General features: G+C 70.1%; 24 protein-coding genes and 1 pseudogene. 14 read left to right on the forward strand and 11 right to left on the reverse strand.

Going from position 1 to position 20,096, the window contains the following annotated elements:
- The first annotated feature begins 31 nt into the window (after window positions 1-31).
- Both bioB and ACZ7SW_RS45570 read left to right on the forward strand, forming a co-directional pair.
- A complete protein-coding gene (bioB, locus tag ACZ7SW_RS45565; protein WP_470236613.1) occupies window positions 32-1,090 on the forward strand; it encodes a biotin synthase BioB in 1,059 nt (352 codons plus the stop codon).
- Window positions 1,091-1,095: 5 nt separating this feature from the next.
- On the forward strand, window positions 1,096-2,232 hold the full coding sequence (locus tag ACZ7SW_RS45570; RefSeq protein WP_470236638.1) for an 8-amino-7-oxononanoate synthase: 1,137 nt from the start codon (window positions 1,096-1,098) through the stop codon (window positions 2,230-2,232).
- Here ACZ7SW_RS45570 and ACZ7SW_RS45575 read toward each other — a convergent pair.
- Entirely contained in the window at window positions 2,143-2,634 is a 492-nt protein-coding gene (locus ACZ7SW_RS45575; protein ID WP_470236614.1) for a DoxX family protein, read from the reverse strand. The genes ACZ7SW_RS45570 and ACZ7SW_RS45575 overlap by 90 nt on opposite strands.
- A gap of 161 nt (window positions 2,635-2,795) precedes the next feature.
- Between ACZ7SW_RS45575 and ACZ7SW_RS45580 the strand changes: the two genes are divergently transcribed.
- From ACZ7SW_RS45580 to ACZ7SW_RS45590, 3 genes are all read left to right on the forward strand, one after another.
- A complete protein-coding gene (locus ACZ7SW_RS45580; RefSeq protein WP_470236615.1) occupies window positions 2,796-3,329 on the forward strand; it encodes a COG4315 family predicted lipoprotein in 534 nt (177 codons plus the stop codon).
- Window positions 3,330-3,472: 143 nt separating this feature from the next.
- A complete protein-coding gene (locus ACZ7SW_RS45585; RefSeq protein ID WP_470236616.1) occupies window positions 3,473-4,675 on the forward strand; it encodes an NAD(P)/FAD-dependent oxidoreductase in 1,203 nt (400 codons plus the stop codon).
- 61 nt (window positions 4,676-4,736) lie between these two features.
- Entirely contained in the window at window positions 4,737-5,096 is a 360-nt protein-coding gene (locus tag ACZ7SW_RS45590; RefSeq protein ID WP_470236617.1) for a hypothetical protein, read from the forward strand.
- Here ACZ7SW_RS45590 and ACZ7SW_RS45595 read toward each other — a convergent pair.
- Window positions 5,093-5,647, reverse strand: coding sequence for a TetR/AcrR family transcriptional regulator (locus tag ACZ7SW_RS45595; RefSeq protein ID WP_470236618.1), 555 nt, complete (start codon window positions 5,645-5,647; stop codon window positions 5,093-5,095). The two genes, ACZ7SW_RS45590 and ACZ7SW_RS45595, sit on opposite strands and share 4 nt — an antisense overlap.
- A gap of 65 nt (window positions 5,648-5,712) precedes the next feature.
- Here ACZ7SW_RS45595 and ACZ7SW_RS45600 point away from each other — a divergent pair, with 65 nt between their 5' ends.
- Window positions 5,713-6,171 carry a cupin domain-containing protein gene (locus tag ACZ7SW_RS45600; protein ID WP_470236619.1) on the forward strand — a complete coding sequence of 153 codons (459 nt, stop codon included), beginning with the start codon at window positions 5,713-5,715 and terminating at the stop codon, window positions 6,169-6,171.
- A 7-nt stretch (window positions 6,172-6,178) separates the two neighbouring features.
- On the opposite strand, the gene ACZ7SW_RS45605 is transcribed toward ACZ7SW_RS45600, so the two are convergent.
- The 4 genes from ACZ7SW_RS45605 to ACZ7SW_RS45620 form a co-directional block, all read right to left on the reverse strand.
- Entirely contained in the window at window positions 6,179-6,952 is a 774-nt protein-coding gene (locus ACZ7SW_RS45605) for a hypothetical protein (protein WP_470236620.1), read from the reverse strand.
- Window positions 6,953-7,028: 76 nt separating this feature from the next.
- Window positions 7,029-7,193 carry a hypothetical protein gene (locus ACZ7SW_RS45610; protein ID WP_470236621.1) on the reverse strand — a complete coding sequence of 55 codons (165 nt, stop codon included), beginning with the start codon at window positions 7,191-7,193 and terminating at the stop codon, window positions 7,029-7,031.
- Between the two features lie 85 nt (window positions 7,194-7,278).
- On the reverse strand, window positions 7,279-8,892 hold the full coding sequence (locus tag ACZ7SW_RS45615; protein ID WP_470236622.1) for a hypothetical protein: 1,614 nt from the start codon (window positions 8,890-8,892) through the stop codon (window positions 7,279-7,281).
- Window positions 8,885-9,124, reverse strand: a complete 240-nt coding sequence (locus ACZ7SW_RS45620; RefSeq protein WP_470236623.1) for a hypothetical protein — start codon at window positions 9,122-9,124, stop codon at window positions 8,885-8,887. Before ACZ7SW_RS45620 ends, ACZ7SW_RS45615 begins: the two co-directional genes overlap by 8 nt.
- Window positions 9,125-9,587: 463 nt before the next feature.
- Between ACZ7SW_RS45620 and ACZ7SW_RS45625 the strand changes: the two genes are divergently transcribed.
- Complete coding sequence (locus ACZ7SW_RS45625) at window positions 9,588-10,136, forward strand: hypothetical protein (RefSeq protein WP_470236624.1); 549 nt, start codon at window positions 9,588-9,590, stop codon at window positions 10,134-10,136.
- 450 nt (window positions 10,137-10,586) lie between these two features.
- On the opposite strand, the gene ACZ7SW_RS45630 is transcribed toward ACZ7SW_RS45625, so the two are convergent.
- Window positions 10,587-10,790, reverse strand: coding sequence for a hypothetical protein (locus tag ACZ7SW_RS45630; protein WP_470236625.1), 204 nt, complete (start codon window positions 10,788-10,790; stop codon window positions 10,587-10,589).
- A gap of 148 nt (window positions 10,791-10,938) precedes the next feature.
- Here ACZ7SW_RS45630 and ACZ7SW_RS45635 point away from each other — a divergent pair, with 148 nt between their 5' ends.
- From ACZ7SW_RS45635 to ACZ7SW_RS45645, 3 genes are read left to right on the forward strand one after another with little or no spacing between them, the layout of a single operon-like run.
- Complete coding sequence (locus tag ACZ7SW_RS45635) at window positions 10,939-11,274, forward strand: DUF3040 domain-containing protein (RefSeq protein ID WP_470236626.1); 336 nt, start codon at window positions 10,939-10,941, stop codon at window positions 11,272-11,274.
- Window positions 11,259-12,311 carry an SDR family oxidoreductase gene (locus ACZ7SW_RS45640; protein WP_470236627.1) on the forward strand — a complete coding sequence of 351 codons (1,053 nt, stop codon included), beginning with the start codon at window positions 11,259-11,261 and terminating at the stop codon, window positions 12,309-12,311. Before ACZ7SW_RS45635 ends, ACZ7SW_RS45640 begins: the two co-directional genes overlap by 16 nt.
- Complete coding sequence (locus ACZ7SW_RS45645) at window positions 12,308-12,937, forward strand: phosphoribosyltransferase (protein ID WP_470236628.1); 630 nt, start codon at window positions 12,308-12,310, stop codon at window positions 12,935-12,937. Before ACZ7SW_RS45640 ends, ACZ7SW_RS45645 begins: the two co-directional genes overlap by 4 nt.
- On the opposite strand, the gene ACZ7SW_RS45650 is transcribed toward ACZ7SW_RS45645, so the two are convergent.
- The gene (locus tag ACZ7SW_RS45650; RefSeq protein ID WP_470236629.1) at window positions 12,938-13,933 is read right to left on the reverse strand and encodes an inorganic phosphate transporter; all 996 of its coding nucleotides are present in this window, start codon (window positions 13,931-13,933) and stop codon (window positions 12,938-12,940) included. It lies immediately after the preceding gene.
- Window positions 13,934-14,548, reverse strand: a complete 615-nt coding sequence (locus ACZ7SW_RS45655; protein WP_470236630.1) for a DUF47 domain-containing protein — start codon at window positions 14,546-14,548, stop codon at window positions 13,934-13,936.
- Between the two features lie 100 nt (window positions 14,549-14,648).
- Between ACZ7SW_RS45655 and ku the strand changes: the two genes are divergently transcribed.
- On the forward strand, window positions 14,649-15,548 hold the full coding sequence (gene ku, locus ACZ7SW_RS45660; RefSeq protein WP_470236631.1) for a non-homologous end joining protein Ku: 900 nt from the start codon (window positions 14,649-14,651) through the stop codon (window positions 15,546-15,548).
- A 40-nt stretch (window positions 15,549-15,588) separates the two neighbouring features.
- Here ku and ACZ7SW_RS45665 read toward each other — a convergent pair whose 3' ends face one another.
- On the reverse strand, window positions 15,589-17,541 hold the full coding sequence (locus ACZ7SW_RS45665) for an aconitate hydratase (protein ID WP_470236632.1): 1,953 nt from the start codon (window positions 17,539-17,541) through the stop codon (window positions 15,589-15,591).
- 98 nt (window positions 17,542-17,639) lie between these two features.
- On the opposite strand from ACZ7SW_RS45665, the gene ACZ7SW_RS45670 reads away from it, so the two are divergent.
- The 3 genes and pseudogenes from ACZ7SW_RS45670 to ACZ7SW_RS45680 form a co-directional block, all read left to right on the forward strand.
- Window positions 17,640-17,975: a plasmid stabilization protein gene (locus ACZ7SW_RS45670; protein WP_470236633.1), complete on the forward strand. Its 336-nt coding sequence runs from the start codon at window positions 17,640-17,642 to the stop codon at window positions 17,973-17,975.
- Between the two features lie 165 nt (window positions 17,976-18,140).
- Window positions 18,141-18,338 (forward strand): hypothetical protein, encoded by a 198-nt coding sequence (locus tag ACZ7SW_RS45675; RefSeq protein ID WP_470236634.1) that lies wholly within the window; start codon window positions 18,141-18,143, stop codon window positions 18,336-18,338.
- Window positions 18,339-18,516: 178 nt separating this feature from the next.
- Window positions 18,517-18,793 (forward strand): annotated as a pseudogene (locus ACZ7SW_RS45680) (hypothetical protein); the annotation flags it as partial.
- 62 nt (window positions 18,794-18,855) lie between these two features.
- On the opposite strand, the gene ACZ7SW_RS45685 reads toward ACZ7SW_RS45680, so the two are convergent.
- Complete coding sequence (locus tag ACZ7SW_RS45685; protein ID WP_470236635.1) at window positions 18,856-19,713, reverse strand: SDR family oxidoreductase; 858 nt, start codon at window positions 19,711-19,713, stop codon at window positions 18,856-18,858.
- Window positions 19,714-20,096 lie beyond the last annotated feature (383 nt).

Consider the following 20,096-nt stretch of genomic DNA (forward strand, 5'->3'; position numbering starts at 1 on the left):
TCGCGCCGATCGGCCGCCTAGGATTTGATAGGTGTTCAAAACCTTCGACGACCTGGCCGACCGGCAGCTGGCCGGCGGCGTACTCGACCGAACCGACGCCCGCGCGGTGCTGGAAGCGCCGGACGAGGACGTGCTCGGCCTGGTCGCGGCGGCCGGGCGGCTGCGGCGCGCGCACTTCGGCAACCGGGTCAAGGTCAACTACCTCGTCAACCTGAAATCGGGCCTGTGCCCCGAGGACTGCGGGTACTGCTCGCAGCGGCTCGGGTCGTCCGCGCAGATCCTCAAGTACTCGTGGCTGTCCGCCGAGGAAACGGCGCGCCAGGCGAGCGCGGGCGTCCAGGGCGGCGCGTCGCGGGTGTGCCTGGTGGCGAGCGGGCGCGGGCCGAGCGACCGCGACGTCGACCGCGTCGCCCAGGCCGTCGAGGCGGTGAAGTCCGCGCATTCCGGCGTGGAGGTGTGCGCGTGCCTCGGGCTGCTCAAGGACGGCCAGGCCGAGAAGCTGCGCGAAGCCGGGGTCGACGCCTACAACCACAACCTCAACACCAGCGAGTCGCGGTACTCCGAGATCTGCACGACGCACGGGTACGACGACCGCGTGGACACCGTCGAAAAGGCCAAGTCCGCCGGGCTTTCCGCGTGCTCCGGCCTGATCGTCGGCATGGGCGAGACCGACGACGAGCTGATCGACGCGATCTTCGCGCTGCGCGACATCGGCAGCGATTCGATCCCGGTCAACTTCCTGATGCCGTTCGAGGGCACGCCGCTCGCCGGGACGTGGGAGCTGAGCCCGTTGCGCGCGCTGCGCATCCTCGCACTGGCGCGATTCGCTTGCCCGGCAACGGAAGTCCGGATGGCCGGCGGTCGCGAAATGCACCTGCGGTCGCTGCAGCCGCTCGCGCTGCACGTGGTGAACTCGCTGTTCCTCGGCGACTACCTCACCAGCGAGGGCCAGGCCGCGAAGGCCGACCTGGAGATGATCGCCGACGCCGGGTTCGAGGTCCTCGGCGCGGGCGAGCAGCAGCAGGCCGAGCACTCCGCGCCCGCGCTGCGGGAACGCGGGGCGGGCACCGCCGCCGCACCCAACGCGTGACCGCCATGGTGTCGATGCACGACTGGCTCACCGCCGCCGAGCGGGACCGGCACGTCGCCGGTCTCGTCCGGCGGACCGATGACCGACGGCACCCGCGAGAGTCCACATTGGACCTCGCGTCGAACGATTATCTGAGCCTCAGCACCGATCCGCGACTGCGCGCGGCCTCCGTCCAAGCCGTCGAGAAGTACGGCGCGGGCGCGGGCGCGTCACGAGTCGTCACCGGCACCACGCCATGTCACACGGAACTGGAACGCGAGCTCGCCGACCTCACCGGGCAACCGGCCGCGCTCGGATTTTCCAGTGGCTACACGGCGAACATCGGCGTCATCACCGCACTCGGCTCGCCGGACACGCTGCTGATCACCGACGCGCACATCCACGCGTCGCTGATCGACGGCGCGCGGCTGTCCCGCTCCCCCGTCGCGATCTGCCCGCACGGCGACCTGGACGCGCTCGCGCGACTGCTGCGCGACCGGTCGCAGGAACGGGCGATCGTAGTCGTCGAGTCGATCTATTCCGTGCTCGGCGATGCCACGGATCTCGTTGGCACCGCAGCATTGTGCGCCGAGCACAACGCATTCCTGGTAGTGGACGAAGCACACGGCATCGGCGTCGCGGGCAACGGCCGGGGCGCGGTGCACGCGGCTGGTCTCGCCGGCGCGCCGCACGTCGCGGTGACTGCCACCTTGTCGAAGGCATTGGGCGCACAGGGCGGCGCGGTGCTGGGATCGCCGCTGCTGCGCGAACATCTGGTCAATACCGCGCGAACGTTCATCTTCGACACCGGCCTCGCCCCCGCCGCGGCGGCGAGTGCGGCGGAAGCGTGCCGGATCATCGCGGCCGAACCTTCGCGGGTCGAGGATCTGCACCGCGCCGCGGTCGCGATCGCCGACGCCGCAGGGGTTTCGCGGGCGCCAGGCGCGGTGCAGTCGATTCCCGCCGGCTCTCCGGAGCAGGCCGTCGCCGCCGCGAACCTGTTGTACGAACAGGACATCGTCGTCGGCTGCTTCCGCCCGCCGAGCGTCCCGGACGGCATTTCCCGGCTTCGGCTAGTCGCGCGCGCCGGGGTTGACCTGGACCGCGCTCAAGACGCCGCGCGGCTCGCCTCCCAGTGGTCGCGCGCCGCGAGCATCGTCTGACCGCTTCCGCAGCAGCGCATCGACCGCCAGCGCGCCCGGTCCGGTGAAGACCAGCAACAGGAAAGCCCAGCAGAACATCGCCGCGGACTCGCCGTGGTTCTGCAGCGGCAGCAAGCCGTCCGGCTGGTGGACGACGAAGTACGCGTACGCCATCGAGCCGGACGCGAGCAGCGCCGCGATCCGGGTGCCCACCCCGATGGCCACCAAAAGGCCGCCCACGAGCTGGATCACCGCCGCGTACCAGGACGGCCACGCGCCGACCGCGACGGTTCCGCCCTTCGGGCCGCCGCCGAAAATCCCGAACAGCGCCGCCGCCCCGTGGGCCGCGAAGAGCAGCCCGACGACGCTCCGGAACAGGCCGAGCACGAACGGGGCGGCCCGGTCGAGCACACGCTCTGGCATGGGTCCTCCTCGGAGAGTGACTAAGGTTAGCCTTGCCATACCGTACGGAGCGACAGCCTTCCCGTCTAGACGCTGTGACCCTCGCCAAATCGAGCTGAACCGTTCTGGCACCGGCCTCGTGTCGAGGGAAGGGCGACCCCCACGCACGACTGGAGGCTGGGATGAAGGTCAGAATTCGGGCGACCCCAAGAACTTTCGGACTGCTGAGCGCGCTAGCCGCGGCGGGCTTGTTCGCCGCCGCGTGCGGCGGCGGCAGCGGGGGCACGGCCGTACCGCCCGCGGCGCCGACGCATTTGACCGACAGCAACGGCGACACGATCTACCTGTTCGCCGCGGACCACGACGGCCAGTCCGTCTGCACCGCGAGCTGCGCGAGCTACTGGCCTCCGGTCGCGGCGGGCACTCAGCTCACCGGGCCCGCCCAGGGCGCCGTCGGCTCCATCACCCGGCCGGACGGGTCCAAGCAGGAAACGCTCGGCGGGCATCCGCTGTACCGCTACCTCGGCGACCACTCCGCTGGCCAGACCAACGGCCAGGGCCTGAACCTCAACGGCGGGCTGTGGTGGATGGTCTCGCCGGGCGGCGTCGCGATCACCAGCGCCGCGGCGCCCACCGGCTCCGCGCCCGCCAGTTCCGCGCCGTCGAGCACCGGCGCGTACAGCGGAGGCGGCTACTCCGGCGGCGGGTACGGCTGAGCAGCGAAGTAACACCCTTGCGGGTAGGTGCTGTCCCAACTGGGTACCTCTGATCAGGGGAACTTGACCAGGAAGCCGAATAAGACCAAACTTCGCTAGTGATATAAGTACTCCCGTCGTCCCCGCATCGAAGGAGTTCTTCAGTGACCTCGTCGTTCGTCATCATCGGAGCCGGGCTGGCCGGAGCCAAGGCCGCGGAAGCGTTGCGGGACAAGGGTTTCGATGGGAAGATCACCATCGTCGGCGACGAGCGGCACCTGCCCTACGAGCGTCCGCCGCTGTCGAAGGACTACCTCGCGGGCAACGCCGAGGCCGAGAGCTTCCAGGTGCACGACGCCGCGTGGTACGCAGAAAAGAACGTCGAGCTGCGCCAAGGCGTCAAGGCGACGGCGATCTCGCGCGAAGAGAAGCAGGTGACGCTCGACGACGGCACGAGCCTCGGCTACGACAAGCTCCTGCTGGCCACCGGCGCGAGCCCGCGCCAGCTGCCCGACACCGCGGGGATCCACTACCTGCGCCGGATCGAGGACTCCGACCGGCTCCGGGAACTGTTCGGCACGGCGGCCAAGCTGGTGGTCGTCGGCGGCGGCTGGATCGGCCTCGAAGCGACCGCCGCCGCGCGCCAGGCCGGGGTGGAGGTCACCGTGGTCGAGGCGCTCGACCTGCCGCTGATCACCGCGCTCGGCCCCGACGTGGCCCCGGTGTTCGCCGACCTGCACCGCGAGCACGGCGTCGACTTGCGGCTCGGCGTCCAGGTCGAGCACATCTCCAACGGCGGCCAGAGCAAGCGGATCCGCCTCGGCGACGGCAGCGTCCTCGAGGCGGACGCCGTCCTGGCCGGGATCGGCGCGAAGCCGAACGTCGAACTGGCCGAGGCGGCCGGCCTCCGCGTCGACAACGGCGTGGTGACCGACGCGAGCCTGCGCACGAGCGACCCGGACATCTTCGCCGCCGGCGACGTCGCGAACGCCTACCACCCGTTCCTGGGCAAGCACCTGCGCGTCGAGCACTGGGCGAACGCGCTCAACCAGCCCGCCGTGGCCGCGGCCGGGATGCTCGGCGAGGAGGAGTCGTACGACGAGCTGCCGTACTTCTTCACCGACCAGTACGACCTCGGCATGGAATACCTCGGCGCCATCGAGGGCCACGACCGCGTCGTGTTCCGCGGCGACGTGCCCGGGCGCGAGTTCATCGCCTTCTGGCTCAAGGAGAACCGCGTGCTGGCCGGGATGAACGTCAACGTCTGGGACGTCACGGACCCGATCAAGGCGCTCATCCGGTCCGGCGAGGCGGTGGACCCGGAGCGGCTGGCCGACCCTGGGGTTCCGCTGGAGGACCTCGCCTGATTTCGGTGCCGGCGGGCCGTTCCGGACTGGTTTCCGGAGCGGCCCGCTAGGCTTTCCCGCCGTGGCGACCGAAATCCTCTCCGCGGGCTGGGACTCTTCGTACTACGTCCTGCGAACCTCGGCTTTCGACGCGAAGTTCCTCGTCGGCGGCGGCGAGGACCCCGACGAGGTGGACAACGTCGACGTCGAGGTCCGCTATCCCGACGGTTCCCGGTGGAGCGCGACGATGTTCACCCTCGACGAGGTGGACCGGATCATGCGCCGCTGGGAAAGCACCGGCGAGTGCGCCGGTGGCAGCTACTTCGCCGTTCCAGACGGGCTGATCGTCCGCGAACCCGGCGTGCGGAAGATGACCGCCGTGCTGATCGCGATGCACGCCATCGGCGAACTGAACTCGTACCTGGTGCGCTTGGACGACTAGTCCCGGGGCAGCAACCCTTCCAGCGCCAGTTCCAGAAACCGCCGCCAGTCCCCGCTCTCCGTGCGGACCACCGACGACAGACAGCCGACGAGCAGATACACGTCGCCCACCGTGCAGTCCGCGCGGAGCACCCCCGCCGCCTGGTCCGCCGCGATCGCCCGCGCCAGCACGATTTCCAGCTCGGCCAGGGCGTCGCCACGCGGTTCACTCCCCGCCGACCCGCGCGCCGTCTCGATGGCCGACGACAGCGCCCGGTCGCCGGACAGCACCTCTCCGACGTGCCGCAGATAGCGTTTGACCCCAGACTTCCCGTCGAGGCACCGCTTCCGCGCGTACTCCGCGATCTCGGCGAACCGCTGCTCCGCCAACGCTTCCACGAGCGCCCGCCGGTCCGGGAAGTTCCGGTACACCGTCCCGACGCCCACCCCGGCGACCCGCGCGATCTCCTGCAGCTGGACGTCGTCGTGCTCGGCGAGCAGCGCGCGGGCCGCCTCCAGCACCCGTGCCCGGTTGCGTTCCGCGTCCGCCCTCGGCTTGCGCTCCGTTGACAACCGACGCCCTCCTCTGGTTAATCTGGAAACGGACTCCGCTTCCGATACGTTTGCGAGGATACCCCATGACGAAGGACCGTTTCCTGCTGCTGCAGCCCGGCGAGGCGCGCCCGGGCCGGGTGCCGCTGCCGCCCGCGTTCGCCGTGAAAGCGATGACGGGCGACACCGAGGCCCGGTTTTCCCTGCTGGAGGTGACGCTGGCGCGCGACATCCCGCGCCACGTCCACCACGAGGCCGACGAATGCGTCTACGTCCTGGAGGGCGAACTGGGCATCGACTTCGCCGACGAGACGCACGTCGCGACGAAGGGGATGTTCGCCCTGCTGCCGCACGGGGTTCCGCACGCGCTGCGGGCAGTGTCGGATCCCGCGCCGCGGCTGCTGCAAATCTCCTCGCCGGGCGGGTGGGAGCATTACCTGGAGGATCTGTTCGAGGCCGGACCCGCGGTGCTGACCGACGGCGCGGTGGACCCGGTGAAGATCAATCCGGTGGCGGCGCGGTACTCGATCGCTTACGAGGAATAGCCGACGATCAGTGCTGCAGCACCGGCCAGACCGCCGCCGGATGGCAGTGCTCCGGGCACGCGAACAGGTACAACGCGTTGCCGAGGAACAACACGTAGGCGTGAGAATAGGAGCTGTCCGGCTGTTCGGGCTGGCCGGGCCGCATCGCGAAACCGACGTCCTCCGGAATCCCGCCCAGGAACCGCATCTCGGCGCCGCATGCGCAGCGGTGGCTTTCCGGATCCTGAAGCCAGTGCGGCAGCCCTCCGACTTTGAACTCGCTCCGCCCGACGCCCTGGCCGGCGAACATTTCGTCGTCGGTGGCGCACTGAGCGCGGATCCCGTCCCGCCAGACGGTCTCCGTCTCGAAATCCGGACGGAGCACCAGCTCGGAGGCGGCGAGAAACGGTTCCTCCGCTTCGGCCGGGCCGGTCGGGTCCCGGTGCAGCATGATCCGCCAGAACGCGCCGGGGTGGCCGAAAACCCTCGGTTTTTCCCAGTACCGCTCCGGAAGCTGCTCCTGGCCGTCTTCGAGACAGGCCGCGTCGTTGTGCACCGGGCACTGGAACACGAGCAGGTGGTCGCCGCCGAACCGCGCGATGTCCGGCGGGACGTCCAGCTGGAAAAAGAACGTCATCCGCTCGCCGCAGCAGCAGTCCGGCCAGTTCTCGCCCTCGGGCAGGATCGGCCGGCCGCCGAAAGTGTTCCGCGCACCGGGACTCACCGGATCGCGCAGGTTTTCCACCACATACATCGGAAGAGCTGATCGGCGGACCACGGACGACGGCTCGAAGACGGTCACCGGATCAGCTTACGGCGGCCGCGAAACTCCATAACCGGCGGCGGACACCGGCGGAAACCGGTGCCCACCCAACCGTTCACGCCGTCCGCAGCCGCCGCCACTCCCACGCGGCCAAGCCCGCGAACAAAACCGTCGCCAGGCAAGCGACAGCCGTCAGCAGCCACTCGGTGTCCCCGCCCCCGCCGTCCGGGGACGCACCGGTCGTGCGCTCGATCCAGTCCGGAACCGTCAACGTCAGCACCAGCGCGACGGCACTGAGCGCGCCAAGCGCCGCCTCGGCCGCGATCCGGAATTTTTGCGCAGTGTTCGTGACACCCTTCCTGCTCTCAGTACTTCGCCGCGTTGAGCCGGGTCCGCCAGGTGTTGCCCGCGCCGGCGTATTCGCCGTAGCTCCAGACGGTCCGGGAATCCGACGGGTCCCGGCCGATGCCGAAGTAGTCGCCCCATCTGCCGCCGGTGTAGGCACTCTGTCCGGCGATCACCGAAGCGCTGCCCTGCAACGTGCCCGGCGGGTCGGTGGCGAGGCGGCCGGTCTGGCGGAAGTGGCCGTACTCGTCCGCCGCGGACCGGCCGAACGCCACGTGGGCGTTGCGGGAAATGTCGGTCTGGACGGCTGGGAAGAAGTAGTGCCTGCCGGGTGCGCCGAACGCGCCCTGTTGCGTGATCGAGTGGCCGGGCACGTCGATCTCGTACCACTGCACCACCGACCGCGCCTCGGTGTCGCCTGGCCAGCTGTAGGCGGACGTGTGCGTCGTCCACACGCGCTGGGTCCGGCCCGCCGCTTGGAAGACCGCGTTGAGCAGCCGGGTGTCGTTCGTGGCGATTCGTGTGGTGCCGCCGTCCTTTTGCACCGCACCGGGCGGCAGGTTGTAGCTGCGGCAGTTGACCGCGGCCGAGGTGAGCGCCGGTGCGCCGCCGGACCACAGACCGAGCGGATTCGACAGCGTCCAGAGGGTGAGGCTCGACCCCGAGGGGAACTGCGAGTTCACCAGGTAGGCCCGCGGATTCCCGCCCGCGCCTTGGAAATGGCAGCACGGCTGCACGGAGAACGCGGCGCTCCCGTCCGGGTTCTTCAGCCCCCAGAAATCCCACCAGCGGACGGTGTGGCCTCCGCCCGCCCCGCCGCCGTACAGCTCCGCCTTGTTGAAGATCCGCAGTTTCGCGTAGGCGAACCCGCCGCCGAAGGCGAATTGGTTGGTGCACACGTAGATCGCCTGGGAATCGAAGCCCAGCATCGGGAAGTCCGACCAGTTTCCGGTGGCGGTGGAGCCGTTCGCGGTCGCGTCGGTGCTCCAGATCCAGTACCCGCCCGCGGGGTCGCCGGTCTGCGAGACGCCGAGCATGATCCACGAGCCCCGCGGGTTCGCGCGCCGGGCGGCGATGCAGACGATCCACCGGCCGCTGTAGTGGTCGTAGGCCAGTTTCGGGTCGAAAAGCTGTGCCCCGGCGGGCAGCACCGGGTTGAACATCGCGGTGAAATTGGCCCACCGGAACTGTTGCAGGCCGGTCTTGTCGTACCCGACCAGGTCCACGTTGACCGCGGCCAGCACCTGCTTCGGGCCGACCGCGACCGTGCAGTCCGGCGGCCGGAACGCGGTCTGCGAAATCCCGTCGAAACTCGCCGACGCCGCCGGGGCCAGCCCCTCGACGATCTCGTCCTCCGGCGGATTCTCCTCCGACAGCACCGCCGCCGCTTCCTCGTCGAGCTGCACGTCGAGCGCGTCCGCGGGCGCCAGCGCCTCCGCGCCGTGCTCCCGCGCCCCGGTCTTCAGCTGGTCGTACTCCTCGACCGGAACCGGGAACCGCTGTGCGAACAACGGAGACCGCTCCGGCGACGGCGGCCGGGCGAGCAGTTCGCCGACCGTCAGATCCGCCATCTCCCGCGACGCGCCGCCGGCCGTTTCCCCGGCTTGGCCCTCGAGCACCTGTGCTTCAGGCATCACGGTGATCACCCTCTTCCTCCGCGGCCTCGTCGCCGGCCCGTGCCGGGGCGTCGGCCTCCTCCCGATCGCGGTGCAGTTCGGCGGCCGCCTTCAGCCGCTCCAGCTCGGCGGCCGGAACCGGCATCCCGATCGGAATCTCGTACCCCATTTCCGGTTCGGCAGGCGTGTTTTCGCTCGCCGGGCCGCTTTCCGCTCCCTCGCCGCGTCCCGCACCGGACCGTTCGCCCATCGCTCACCCCCGGGAAATCCGCACGAAAAGATCAATTCCGGCGGTGTTCACGAAAAAGGTCGCACGACCGCCGGCAATGGATACCGGAACCCCGAAACGTTCAACCGAACGGCGCAGCGGAAATCGATTGCACCATTTTTTCCCCAGTTTGCCGGGAAGGCGCATAAAAACAGACCGGAAACGGCTTCGAAGAACCTTTCCAAGCTCCGGTCACCGCGTGCCCCGTACGACCGATTGCTGGCGGATCAAGCAGTTCCGGCCCGTTCACCCGGACTCGCCCGGGTTGCGCCGGGTTCACCGAAAATCCCTTCCGCACCTGAAGTCTTTACGTCCACCTTGCGCATTTTGTCGCCCGGCAAGTTGAGCACCCGGTTAATTCTTCACGCATTCCTTCGAAGGTAGGTAGTGCGATTACCCGGTCTCGGCGGACGCTGGCGCGACCGTGCCCGAGGAGGAGATTTCCATGTCCCGACTTGCCCGTTTCGCCGCGTCGGCCGCCGTTTTGGCCGGTTCGCTGACCCTGATCGCGCCGGCCGCGCACGCCGCCGTCCCGCACACCCTCGCCCCGCACACCCTCGCCGCGAAGTGCTCGCAGGCCTATCTCCCGCTGCCCGACCCGGCCTGCACGCCCGGCGCGACCAACCCGGACGTCACCCAGGACACCATCGACGACACGATCTGCGTCTCCGGCTGGACGGCCACCATCCGCCCGTCGACGACCTACACCAACAAGCTCAAGAAGCAGGGCATCATCGACTACGGCTACTCCGACACCTCGCTCAGCTCCTACGAGGAGGACCACTTCCTGCCGCTCGAACTGGGCGGCGCGCCGAAGGACCCGAACAACCTCTGGCCGGAACCGCACGACGGCGACCAGAACGCCTACAGCAAGGATTCTGTCGAGAACGCGGTCAAGAAGGCGGTCTGCGCGGGGAAGGCCACCTTGGCCGACGCGCAGCACGCCATGCTCACCAACTGGACTACCGCGGAGTCCGTGCTCGGGATCGAGTAAGCGGGAACTCCGCCTTTTCGCTTCCGGGCCGGGGCCGTCGCCTCGGCCCGGGAGCACGTCCGCGCGCGCGGCGATGCAGTTCCCGCCCGGCATCGCAGTTTCGGCTTGGCAGCGCGGCCGCGCGAATGACGATGGCCGGGGATCAGCTGCCCAAAACCCCATCCGCGACAGGTCAACTCCCGGCCCGCCACCGCCGGTTCAGCTTGGCAGCGCGGCCGCGCGAACGACGATGCTCAGGCACCGACTGCCCCAAAGCCCTTCCACCGCACCAGATCAAGACCCGGGCCCGCCGCCTCGCCCGGAGGCCGATTCCACCCGCAGGCGGCGATTCACCGAACCGGCAACCCTCCCACCGCGCCAGGCCAAGCTCCCGAGCCGGGCCACCGCCCAGCCCAGGAGCGCCCGGACCTCAAGTCCCGAACTCCGCCGCCCCAGGCGGCGGACCCAGCCTCACGCGGGCCGGGAAAGCACCGCCAGCCGAGGACGTCGCGTCTCCCCCATCCCCGGCCGGTGCGCGCGGCACACCGTGCACACCACCGCGTGGCTGACCGGCGTCCCGTCCTCTTGGACCAGCCTGCCCACGTGCACCGCCTCGCGGCCGCACTGTCCACACGGGACGGTCGCGCTTTCCGGGTCCACCAGCAGCCTGCTCATCTCGTGCTCCTTCCCGAGGTTCTCCGGCGATTGCGCTCGCCCGTCGGGTTGCCGCTCGCGTTCCCGGGCAAACCGGACGCTTTCGCACTTCCGGTTTGCCCTGGCCAGAAGCGGGTAAGCCATCGAGTCGGGCGGAAGGGAGCAGGCGATGGCGCCGCACCGGCGGCCGGATCCCCACCGGGCTCTGCGATCGATGGAGCGAGAGCTTCTCGCCACCGACGCGCTGTGGGTGCGCCGCGCCTTCGGCCGGTCGGCGTGGCCGCTGCGCCGGGCGTGGCCGGTCGCGTGCTGGGCTCTCACCGCGATCGCGGCGGGGCTCGTGGCCTGCGGGATCGTCTTTCCGCCGGAGGTGCCGCTCGCGCTGCTCGGCTTCGTGCTGGCCGCGATCGCGCTGTGCGGGCACGTCGCCCGCCAGGAGTGTCTGCGTCCGCCGACTCGCCGGACTCCCGGTCCGGGGAAAGGATTCCCATGCCGCCCGTCGTAGCCGTGACCGGGGCCAGTGCCGGAGCGGGCCGGGCCGTCGCGCGCGCTTATGGAAGCCGCGGCGCGAAAGCAGCCCTGCTGGCGCGCGGCGAGAAGGGGCTCGCCGCGGCGGCGGAGGACGTCCGGGACGCCGGGGGCACGCCGCTGGAGCTGCCCACCGACGTGGCCGAGTTCGCCCAGGTGGACGCCGCCGCGACTCGCGCAGAGGAAGAACTGGGGCCGATCGACGTCTGGGTCAACGTCGCGTTCAGCTCGGTGTTCGCCCGGTTCGCCGACGTCGAACCCGAGGAATACCGCCGGGTCACCGAGGTGACCTACCTCGGTTTCGTGCACGGCACAATGGCCGCCCTCGCCCGGATGAAACCGCGGGACGCGGGCACGATCGGGCAAGTCGGCTCAGCACTCGCGTATCGCGGAATCCCGTTGCAAAGCGCGTATTGCGGGGCCGAGCACGCCATCCAGGGTTTCAATGAATCGCTTCGCTGCGAGCTTCTCCACGAGCGCAGCGGAATCCGCACGACCATGGTGCAGCTGCCCGCGGTCAACACGCCGCAGTTCACCTGGCTGCTGTCCCGGCTGCCCGAGCACGCCCAGCCGGTGCCCCCGATTTACCAGCCCGAACTCGCCGCCCGCGCGGTGCTGCACGCCGCCGACCACCCGCGCCGCCGCGAATATTGGGTCGGCACGAGCACCGCCGCGACGCTGCTGGCCAACGCCGTCGCACCCGGCCTGCTCGACCGGCACCTCGCCCGGACCGGCTTCGGCGTGCAGCAAACCGGACAGCCCCAGCCTCCCAGCCAGCCCGCGAACCTCTGGGAACCGGCGGACGGGCCACGGGGATTCGACTACGGCGCGCACGGGGAGTTCGACCGGCAGGCGAAAGCGCACGACGTCCAGCCGGTGCTCAGCCGCCATCACGGCGCTGTGGCGACCGGGTTGACTGCCGCCGTCCTCGCCGCCGGACAGGTGCTGCGCCGCACCATGAAGTCCAGAAAGGACAGTCGGTTCCGCTGGCGGGCGAAGAAAGGCCGCTGGTGAGACCGTTCCGGAACCGTGCCGACGCGGGTGCCCGGCTCGCCGCCGCACTGGCCTGGCGGGGCTGGGCCGACCCGGTCGTCTTCGGGCTCGCCCGCGGCGGGCTGCCGGTCGCCGCGCCCGTCGCCCGGGAGCTGGACGCGCCGCTGGAAGTCCTGGTCGCCCGCAAGATCGGCGCGCCGGGACGGCCGGAACTCGGGCTCGGCGCCGTCGGGGCGGACGGGCCGCCGTTCTTCGACCGCGCCGGGCTTCGCGCGCTCGGCCTGGCCCCGGGCGACGTCGCCCACCTGGTCGATCGCGCTCGCGCCGAAGCCCGCGACCAGGTCCGTCGCTACCTGGGCGACCGCGTCCCGCACTCGCCGGCCGGACACGACGTGGTGGTGGTCGACGACGGCGTCGCCACCGGCGGGACCGCGATCGCCGCGCTGCGGGCGCTTCGGTCGTACGCGCCGCTGAGGCTGGTTTTCGCCGCTCCAGTCGGCGCACGGTCCGCATTGGACAAGCTCGCCCGCGAGGCGGACGAGGTGGTCTGTCTCCGGGAGCCAGACGAGTTCCGGGCAGTCGGCGAGTTCTACGCCGACTTCAGCCCGACCAGCGACGACGAAGTGCTCGCCCTGGTGCCCCGGTGATCACCCGAAGGCCGACAGAAGCCAGAAAGCCAGCGCTGCGACGCCCGCCGCGGCCGGAAAAGTGAGCACCCACCCGAGCACGATGTCGCGCGCGATCCCCCACCGCACCGCCGAAAGCCGCCGCGTCGCACCGACGCCCATCACCGCCGCCGTGATCACGTGCGTGGTCGAAATCGGTGCCTTCACCGCGAAAGCGGTCAGGTACAGCACCGAAGCCCCGACGGATTCCGCGACAAAGCCGTGCGGCGGATCGAGCGGGAACACCCGGCGGCCGAGCGTCCGCATGATCCGCAGGCCGCCCGAGCAGGTGCCGAGCGACAACGCCCCGGCACACACCAGCGTCACCCACAGAGGCACCGAAAACGTGTCCTGTTTGCCCGCCGCGATCAGCGCCAGGACGAGCACGCCCATCCCCTTCTGCGCGTCCTGCAATCCGTGCCCGAGCGCAAGCGCCGAGGCCGACACGATCTGCAGCCGCCGGAACACCCGGCCGCTGCGGTGCGGATTCGCCCGCCGCAGCAACCACAGCACCGCCACCATCGCCGCGTAGCCGAGCACGAGCCCGAGCAGCGGCGACGCGACCATCGGCACCAGCACCTTCTCCGCGATGCCGGTCCAGTGCACCGTGCTCGCCGCGGTCAGCGCGGCCCCGACCATGCCGCCGATCAGCGAATGCGACGACGAGGACGGAAGCCCGAAATACCAGGTCACCAGGTTCCACGCGATCGCGCCGACCAGCGCGGCGAGCACCACGGTGAGCGCGCCCGGCCCGGCCGGGACGTCGATGATTCCTTTCGCGACAGTCGCGGCGATCCCGGTCGACAGCAGCGCTCCGGCCAGGTTCATCACCGCGGCCAGCACGAGCGCGGTGCGCAGCGGAAGCGCCCGGGTCGACACCGCGCTGGCGATCGCGTTGGCCGCGTCGTGGAAGCCGTTGGTGTAGTCGAAGAAAATCGTCAGCGCCACGACCGCGATCAGCGCGGCGGTGCCGTCCACTCAGGACTCCTTGACCGCGATCGTCTGCACCACGTCCGCGACGTGCTCGAATCCGTCGGCCGCCAGCTCGAACTGTTCCACGACCTCCTTCGCCTTGAGCACTTCGAGCGCGTCGGCCCCGGGCTGGAAGAGGTCGGCGAGCATCCGCCGGTAGGTGTGGTCCGCCTCGTTCTCCAGCTCGTTGATCTCGATCCAGTACGGCGACAGCTCGCCCACCTTCGCCAGCCCGGGCATCGACTCCGCGGTCAGCTCCGCGGCGCGGCACAGCACCCGCAGCATCCCCTTGGTGCCCGGAGGAAACTCGCCCAGCCGGTACAGCACCGCGAGGTCGGCGGCAGTGTCCAAAAAGTCCAGGACGTCGTCGATCCGCGCGGCCAGCGCCTGGATGTCCTCGCGGTCGAACGGCGTGACGAACGTGCTGTTCAGCTCGACCATGATGGTGTGCGTGAGGTCGTCGCCGGCGTGCTCGACCTCGTGCAGCCGGGCCGCGATCGCCTCCCGCTCCCCAGGCGCGGCCTCGGTGAGGTCGCGCAGCAGCGCGGTGGCGGTGACGAGGTTCGCGGCCGCGTCCGCGAGCAGCTGGAAGAACTGGCTTCCGCGAGGTTTTATGCGCATCGGTGGATCACTTACCCCGAATCCCCCGCGCTTACACCGCGCGGTGTGCCGGGCGCCCGTTTTGGGTACCCGGCGGGCACCAGGGAGGAAGGAGCGGCCGATGCGTCCGGTCTGGCAGGGTTCGCTGTCGTTCGGGCTGGTGAACGTCCCGGTGCGGATGTACAAAGCGGTCGAGGACCACGCCGTGCGCTTCACGCAGTTCCAGCGCGGGACCCAGGACCGCATCCGCTACCGGCGGGTGAACGAGCGGACCGGCGACGAGGTGTCCTACGACGACATCGTCCGCGGCCGGGAGGTCGGCGACGACGAGTACGTGCTGGTCGAGCAGGAGGAACTGGACGAGATCGCGCCGGGCCGGTCGCGCTCGCTCGAGGTGGAGAGCTTCGTGGACCTCGCCGAGGTCGACCCGGTGTTCTTCGACCGCGCCTACTGGCTCGCGCCCGCCAAGGAAGACGGACAGCGGCCGTACGTGCTGCTGCTCGACGCGCTGGCCAGCCGGGACAAAGCGGCCGTGGCGAAGTTCGTCTTCCACGGCCGTGAGCACCTCGCGCTCGCCCGTTCCGGCGACGGCGTGATCGTGCTCAACACGCTGCATTACGCCGCCGAGGTGCGCAGCGCGGACGACGTGCCGCAGCTGCCGGCCAAGGCCAAGACCAACAAGAAGGAGCTGGACCTCGCGGTCAAGCTGATCGACGCGATGTCCGGGCCGTGGCGGCCCGAGCAGTTCCACGACACTTATCGCGAGCGGGTGGAGGAGCTGATCGAGGCCAAGAAGGCCGGGAACACCGTCACGCCCGCCGCCGAACCGGAGCAGCCGACGAAGGTGGTCGACCTCATGGAGGCGCTGGCGAAGAGCGTGCGCGGCAGCCGACGGCCGCGCACCCCGGACCTGTCCGGACTGTCCAAAACGGAACTGCAAAAGCTGGCGAAGGAACGCGACGTCAAGGGCCGCTCGAAGATGTCCCGCGCCGATCTGGAGGCCGCGCTGAAGGCGTCCTAGCCCAACCTGAGGTCCGGCCGAAGAGCACGCCCGATCAGCATCAGTGCAGCGCCCGCGCCAGCTGCGGAATCCGCCCGCCCGCCAGCAAGACGTCGACCTGGCGCGGCGACAAGTGGTGCTTCGCGCGGTAATCCTCGTCCCGGGTCTGGTTGCGGACGGTGAACTCCGCCGTCTCGGCCAGCCGGTGCAGCCCGGACACGCACAGCACGTCGTCGCGCCGGATCTTCTCGCTGTCGTCCGGGTCGGCGAATTCCAGCGGCAGCACGCCGAAGTTGACCAGGTTCTGCCAGTGGATCCGGGCGAACGACCGGGCCAGCACCGCGCGCAGGCCCAGGTACCGGGCGGTGATCGCGGCGTGCTCGCGCGACGAGCCCTGGCCGTAGTTCTCCCCCGCCACCACGAAGTGCGCCGGGCTGTCCGCCGCGCGCTTCGGGTAGTCCTCGTCGAGCCGGGTGAACGTGAACTGGGCCAGCTTCGGGATGTTCGAGCGGTACGGCAGCGCGCGTGCCCCGGCGGGCGAGATCTCGTCGGTCGACACGTCGTCCCCGGCCTTGAGCAGGACCGGGCCCTCGATCTCGTCCGGCATCGGCTCGAAGTCCGGCAGCCCGGCGACGTTCGGCCCCTTCACCAGCTCCTCCCGCAGGGCCTCTTCGTCGGGCAGCGGCGCGGCGAAGACGCGCGGATCGGCAGCCGAACGCGCCGGCGCGGTGACTCGCGGGTGCGCGAGGTGATGGACGGTGGCGTAGTCGCGCGGATCGGTCAGCACGCCGGTCAGCGCCGACACCGCCGCGGTCTCCGGCGAGCACAGCCAGACCGAATCGTCCGCCGTGCCGGACCGGCCGCGGAAGTTCCGCGGGAACGTGCGCAGCGAGTTCGTGCCGGGCGCGGGCGCCTGGCCCATCCCGATGCAGCCGAGGCAGCCCGCCTGGTGCACCCGCGCTCCGGCCGCGACGAGGTCGGTGAGATGCCCGCTGCGGGCCAGCTCGACGAGGACCTGCCGCGACGTCGGGTTGACGTCGAAGCTGACCGAATCGGACGTCTGCCTGCCCCGGACGGTGGCCGCGGCGACCGCGAAATCCCGGAACCCGGGGTTGGCCGACGAACCGAGCACCACCTGCGCCACCGGAGTGCCCGACACCTCGCGCACCGGCACCACGTTGCCCGGCGACGACGGTTTCGCCACCAATGGCTCCACAGTGGACAGATCGATTTCGTCTTCGATGTCATAGGAAGCGTCGCGTCCGGCGCGCAGGTCGCGGAAGTCGTGTTCGCGCCCCTCCGCGCGAAGGAAGGCGCGGATCGCTTCGTCGGCCGGGAACACTGTCGCGGTCGCGCCCAGCTCGGCGCCCATGTTCGCGATGACGTGCCGGTCCATCGCGCTCAGGCACGCCAGTCCCGGCCCGTGGTACTCGATGATCCGGTGCCGCCCGCCGCCCACGCCGTGCCGGCGCAGCATCTCCAGCACGACGTCCTTCGCCGACACCCACGGCGGCAGCTCGCTGCCCAGCCGGACGCCCCAGATCTCCGGCATCCGCAGGTAGAGCGGCTCTCCGGCGATGGCCAGCGCCACTTCGAGGCCGCCGACGCCGACGGCGAGCATGCCCAGCGCCCCGGCCGCGCAGGTGTGCGAATCGGACCCGGCGAGGCTCTTGCCGGGCACGCCGAAGCGCTCCATGTGCGTCGGATGCGAAACCCCGTTGCCCGCCTTGGAGAACCACAGCCCGAAGCGGCGGCAGGCCGAGCGCAGATAGGCGTGGTCCTCGGCGTTCTTCTCGTCCGCCTGCAGCAGGTTGTGGTCGACGTACTGGACGCTCAGCTCGGTCCGCGCGCGATCGAGCCCGAGCGCCTCGAGCTCCTGCATCACGAGCGTGCCCGTGGCGTCCTGGGTCAGCGTTTGATCGACCCGCAGGCCGATTTCGGTCCCGGGTTCGAGCCGTCCGGCGACCAGGTGCTCGGCCAGCAGCCGTCCGGCGAGAGTCTGTTCGCGTCCCACGGCCGGACGGGTACCCGTTTCCGGCGCGGCGAACCGCGATGTTTCCCTCCGCGCGGCGCGGGCAATCCGGGGATCGAGAACGGCGAAAGGAGACCGGGATGCCGCAGCAGGCCTGGAGTTCTAAGCGCGAACGGCAGTACCAGCACATCGAGGAGTCGCAGGAAGAGCGCGGCGCGAGCAAGAAGCGCGCGAAGGAGATCGCCGCCCGCACGGTGAACAAGAACCGGGCGCAGTCGGGCGAATCGGACCGCGCGAGCAAGACCTCGGTGCGCGACAAATCGCCGCAGCAGCGCGGCGGGCACCGCTCCGGCAAGGGGCTCGGCCCCGGCGGTCCGACGCGCGACCAGCTGTACAACGAGGCGAAGAAGCGCAATATCCACGGCCGGTCCACTATGACCAAGAAGGAATTGGCGAAGGCGCTCGGCCGGGACTGACCTCGCCGCGATGAACCAGCGCCCGATCGAGGACTATGCCCTGCTCGGCGACCTGCACGCCGCGGCGTTGGTGTCACGGGCAGGCGCGGTCGAGTGGCTGTGCCTGCCGCGCTTCGACTCGCCCTCGCGCTGTCGCCGCGCTTCCGCACGACGACAGCGCGGGGTGTGGCAGCTCGGCCCGCGGACGGCGAACCGGCGACGCGCCGTTGTTACGTCGGCGATTCCCTGATCCTGGCCAGCGACTGGGAAACGGCCGAGGGTGCCGTCCGCGTGCCCGACTTCATGCCGCCCCGGGACGGTGCCGCCGATCTCGTCCGGATCGTCGAAGGGCTGCGCGGCCGCGTCCCGATGCGGTTCGGCTGACCACGCCGGTCGAAGTGTCCACCGAGGGCTTGGCCGAGTTCACCGTCGCCGAGGGCGAGCGCGTGCCGTTCGTGCTGACCCTAACGGGAACGCCCCGCTCCGGCGGACGCTGAGAAAGCCTTGGCGCACACCGAACGGTTCTGGGCGGACTGGATCCGGCCGCCGCCGCGGACCGCGCATTGCTGCAGCCGGCCGAGTGGCGGTCGAACGGCTGAATTCGGGATGTTGTGGTCTCGCCGGGAACTTCAGGTTCGAGCGAGGTCATCTGGAGGTCAGCAAGGCTTGTGCGGAACGGGTGCTGCTCCCCCCAGGTACGCCAGGCGGACCGGCGGACGGCTGTGTTCGCGGACGGGTTCAGTTGCCGGACCCAACTGCACGAACTGGACAGCGGTGGCCGAGAAGGCGTGCACCTCGCCGAACTTCTCGCGGCCGGGCTCGCCTCGAAAGGCCGCTGAAGGTCCGTGAAGGGCTCCTTGAGGGAATCTGATTCCTTCAAGGAGCCCTTCACGGAACGTGGCTACCCGCCCGGAACCGTCTCGCCGCCCAAAGCCGCCAGCACCTCGCCGCTGTAATACGACGACAGCCGATTCGACGCCAGGAACACATACGACGGCGCGAGATCGTCCGGATGCGCCGCCCGCTGAAATGGTGCCTGCAGGCCGAACTTCTCCACCTTCTCCGGAGGGAACGTCGACGGGATGAGCGGCGTCCACACTGGACCCGGCGCGACACAGTTCACCCGGATCCCCCGGTCGGCGAGCGCCTGCGCCATCGCGTACGTCCAGGCGTGGATCGCGCCCTTCGTCGCCGAGTAGTCGATGAGGGTTTTGTTGCCGCGCAAGCCGTTCACCGAACCGGTGTTGATGATGACGTCACCGTCGCCGAGATGCGGCAACGCGGCCGCGGTCACCCGGAAGTAGCTGTGCAGATTCACGTCGAACGTGTGCATCCACTGCTCTTCGGTCAGGTCCTCCGGGCGATCGACCGGCCATTGCGTCGCCGCGTTGTTGACCAGGATGTCGAGACCGTCCAGTTCGGACAGAGTGTGGTCGACGATCTCCCGGCAATGGCTGGCGTCGGCGAGATCACCGGGCAGCAGCAGGCATTCCCGCCCTTCGGCGCGCACGCGATCGGCGGTGTACTCGGCGTCTTCGTGCTCGTTGAGGTAGGAGATCGCGACGTCCGCGCCTTCTTTCGCGAAGGCGATGGCCACCGCGCGGCCGATCCCGGAGTCGCCGCCGGTGATCAGCGCGCGCTGTCCGGCAAGAAGGCCGCGGCCCTCGTAGTCGGTCATCGAATCGCGCGGCTGCGGATCCATTTCCGCGGTGGTGCCCGGCGGGTCCTGCTGCTGCGGCGGTCGGATGCGGTCTGCCACGGGAGTCCTCCCCGAAAAGTCGGTTCCGTCGCGTTCGGGCTACCCGCTCCGGAGCGGTTCAATCACACGAACGGCCGCGCGACCATCCCTTTGGGACGGTCGCGCGGCCGTTCGCCCCCTGGCCCGCACTGCGGATGCGCGACGGTTACCCCGGTCCGCGGCCGGCAAACCCGACGGCCTGCCCCTGCCACTGGGCCGCCCCGGATCGTCGACGCGAAGCACTCCCCAAGCAGAAATCACCACGGCACTGACCGGTTTCGCCGTCCGCAGGACGGGTACGCCTCGCACAAGGAAAGACATCTCAGGTTCTTAAAAGTCAAGCCGCAGCAGTGAGCGGAGGTGGAAAGGCCTGATGTTCGTCGAAAGGTTGTCCTGTTTGGAGG

The sequence above is a fragment of the Amycolatopsis sp. NPDC114484 genome (assembly GCF_055633755.1).

Excerpts from the sequence above, each read along its gene's own strand:
- ACZ7SW_RS45620 (WP_470236623.1), bottom strand. The coding sequence starts at position 9,124 with ATGGGCGAACGGTCCGGTGCGGGACGCGGCGAGGGAGCGGAAAGCGGC.
- ACZ7SW_RS45575 (WP_470236614.1), bottom strand. The coding sequence starts at position 2,634 with ATGCCAGAGCGTGTGCTCGACCGGGCCGCCCCGTTCGTGCTCGGCCTG.
- ACZ7SW_RS45640 (WP_470236627.1), top strand. The coding sequence starts at position 11,259 with ATGCCGCCCGTCGTAGCCGTGACCGGGGCCAGTGCCGGAGCGGGCCGG.
- ACZ7SW_RS45600 (WP_470236619.1), top strand. The coding sequence starts at position 5,713 with ATGACGAAGGACCGTTTCCTGCTGCTGCAGCCCGGCGAGGCGCGCCCG.
- ACZ7SW_RS45570 (WP_470236638.1), top strand. The coding sequence starts at position 1,096 with ATGGTGTCGATGCACGACTGGCTCACCGCCGCCGAGCGGGACCGGCAC.
- ACZ7SW_RS45670 (WP_470236633.1), top strand. The coding sequence starts at position 17,640 with ATGCCGCAGCAGGCCTGGAGTTCTAAGCGCGAACGGCAGTACCAGCAC.
- ACZ7SW_RS45635 (WP_470236626.1), top strand. The coding sequence starts at position 10,939 with ATGGCGCCGCACCGGCGGCCGGATCCCCACCGGGCTCTGCGATCGATG.
- ACZ7SW_RS45655 (WP_470236630.1), bottom strand. The coding sequence starts at position 14,548 with ATGCGCATAAAACCTCGCGGAAGCCAGTTCTTCCAGCTGCTCGCGGAC.
- ACZ7SW_RS45580 (WP_470236615.1), top strand. The coding sequence starts at position 2,796 with ATGAAGGTCAGAATTCGGGCGACCCCAAGAACTTTCGGACTGCTGAGC.
- ACZ7SW_RS45625 (WP_470236624.1), top strand. The coding sequence starts at position 9,588 with ATGTCCCGACTTGCCCGTTTCGCCGCGTCGGCCGCCGTTTTGGCCGGT.
- ku (WP_470236631.1), top strand. The coding sequence starts at position 14,649 with ATGCGTCCGGTCTGGCAGGGTTCGCTGTCGTTCGGGCTGGTGAACGTC.
- ACZ7SW_RS45615 (WP_470236622.1), bottom strand. The coding sequence starts at position 8,892 with ATGCCTGAAGCACAGGTGCTCGAGGGCCAAGCCGGGGAAACGGCCGGC.
- ACZ7SW_RS45630 (WP_470236625.1), bottom strand. The coding sequence starts at position 10,790 with ATGAGCAGGCTGCTGGTGGACCCGGAAAGCGCGACCGTCCCGTGTGGA.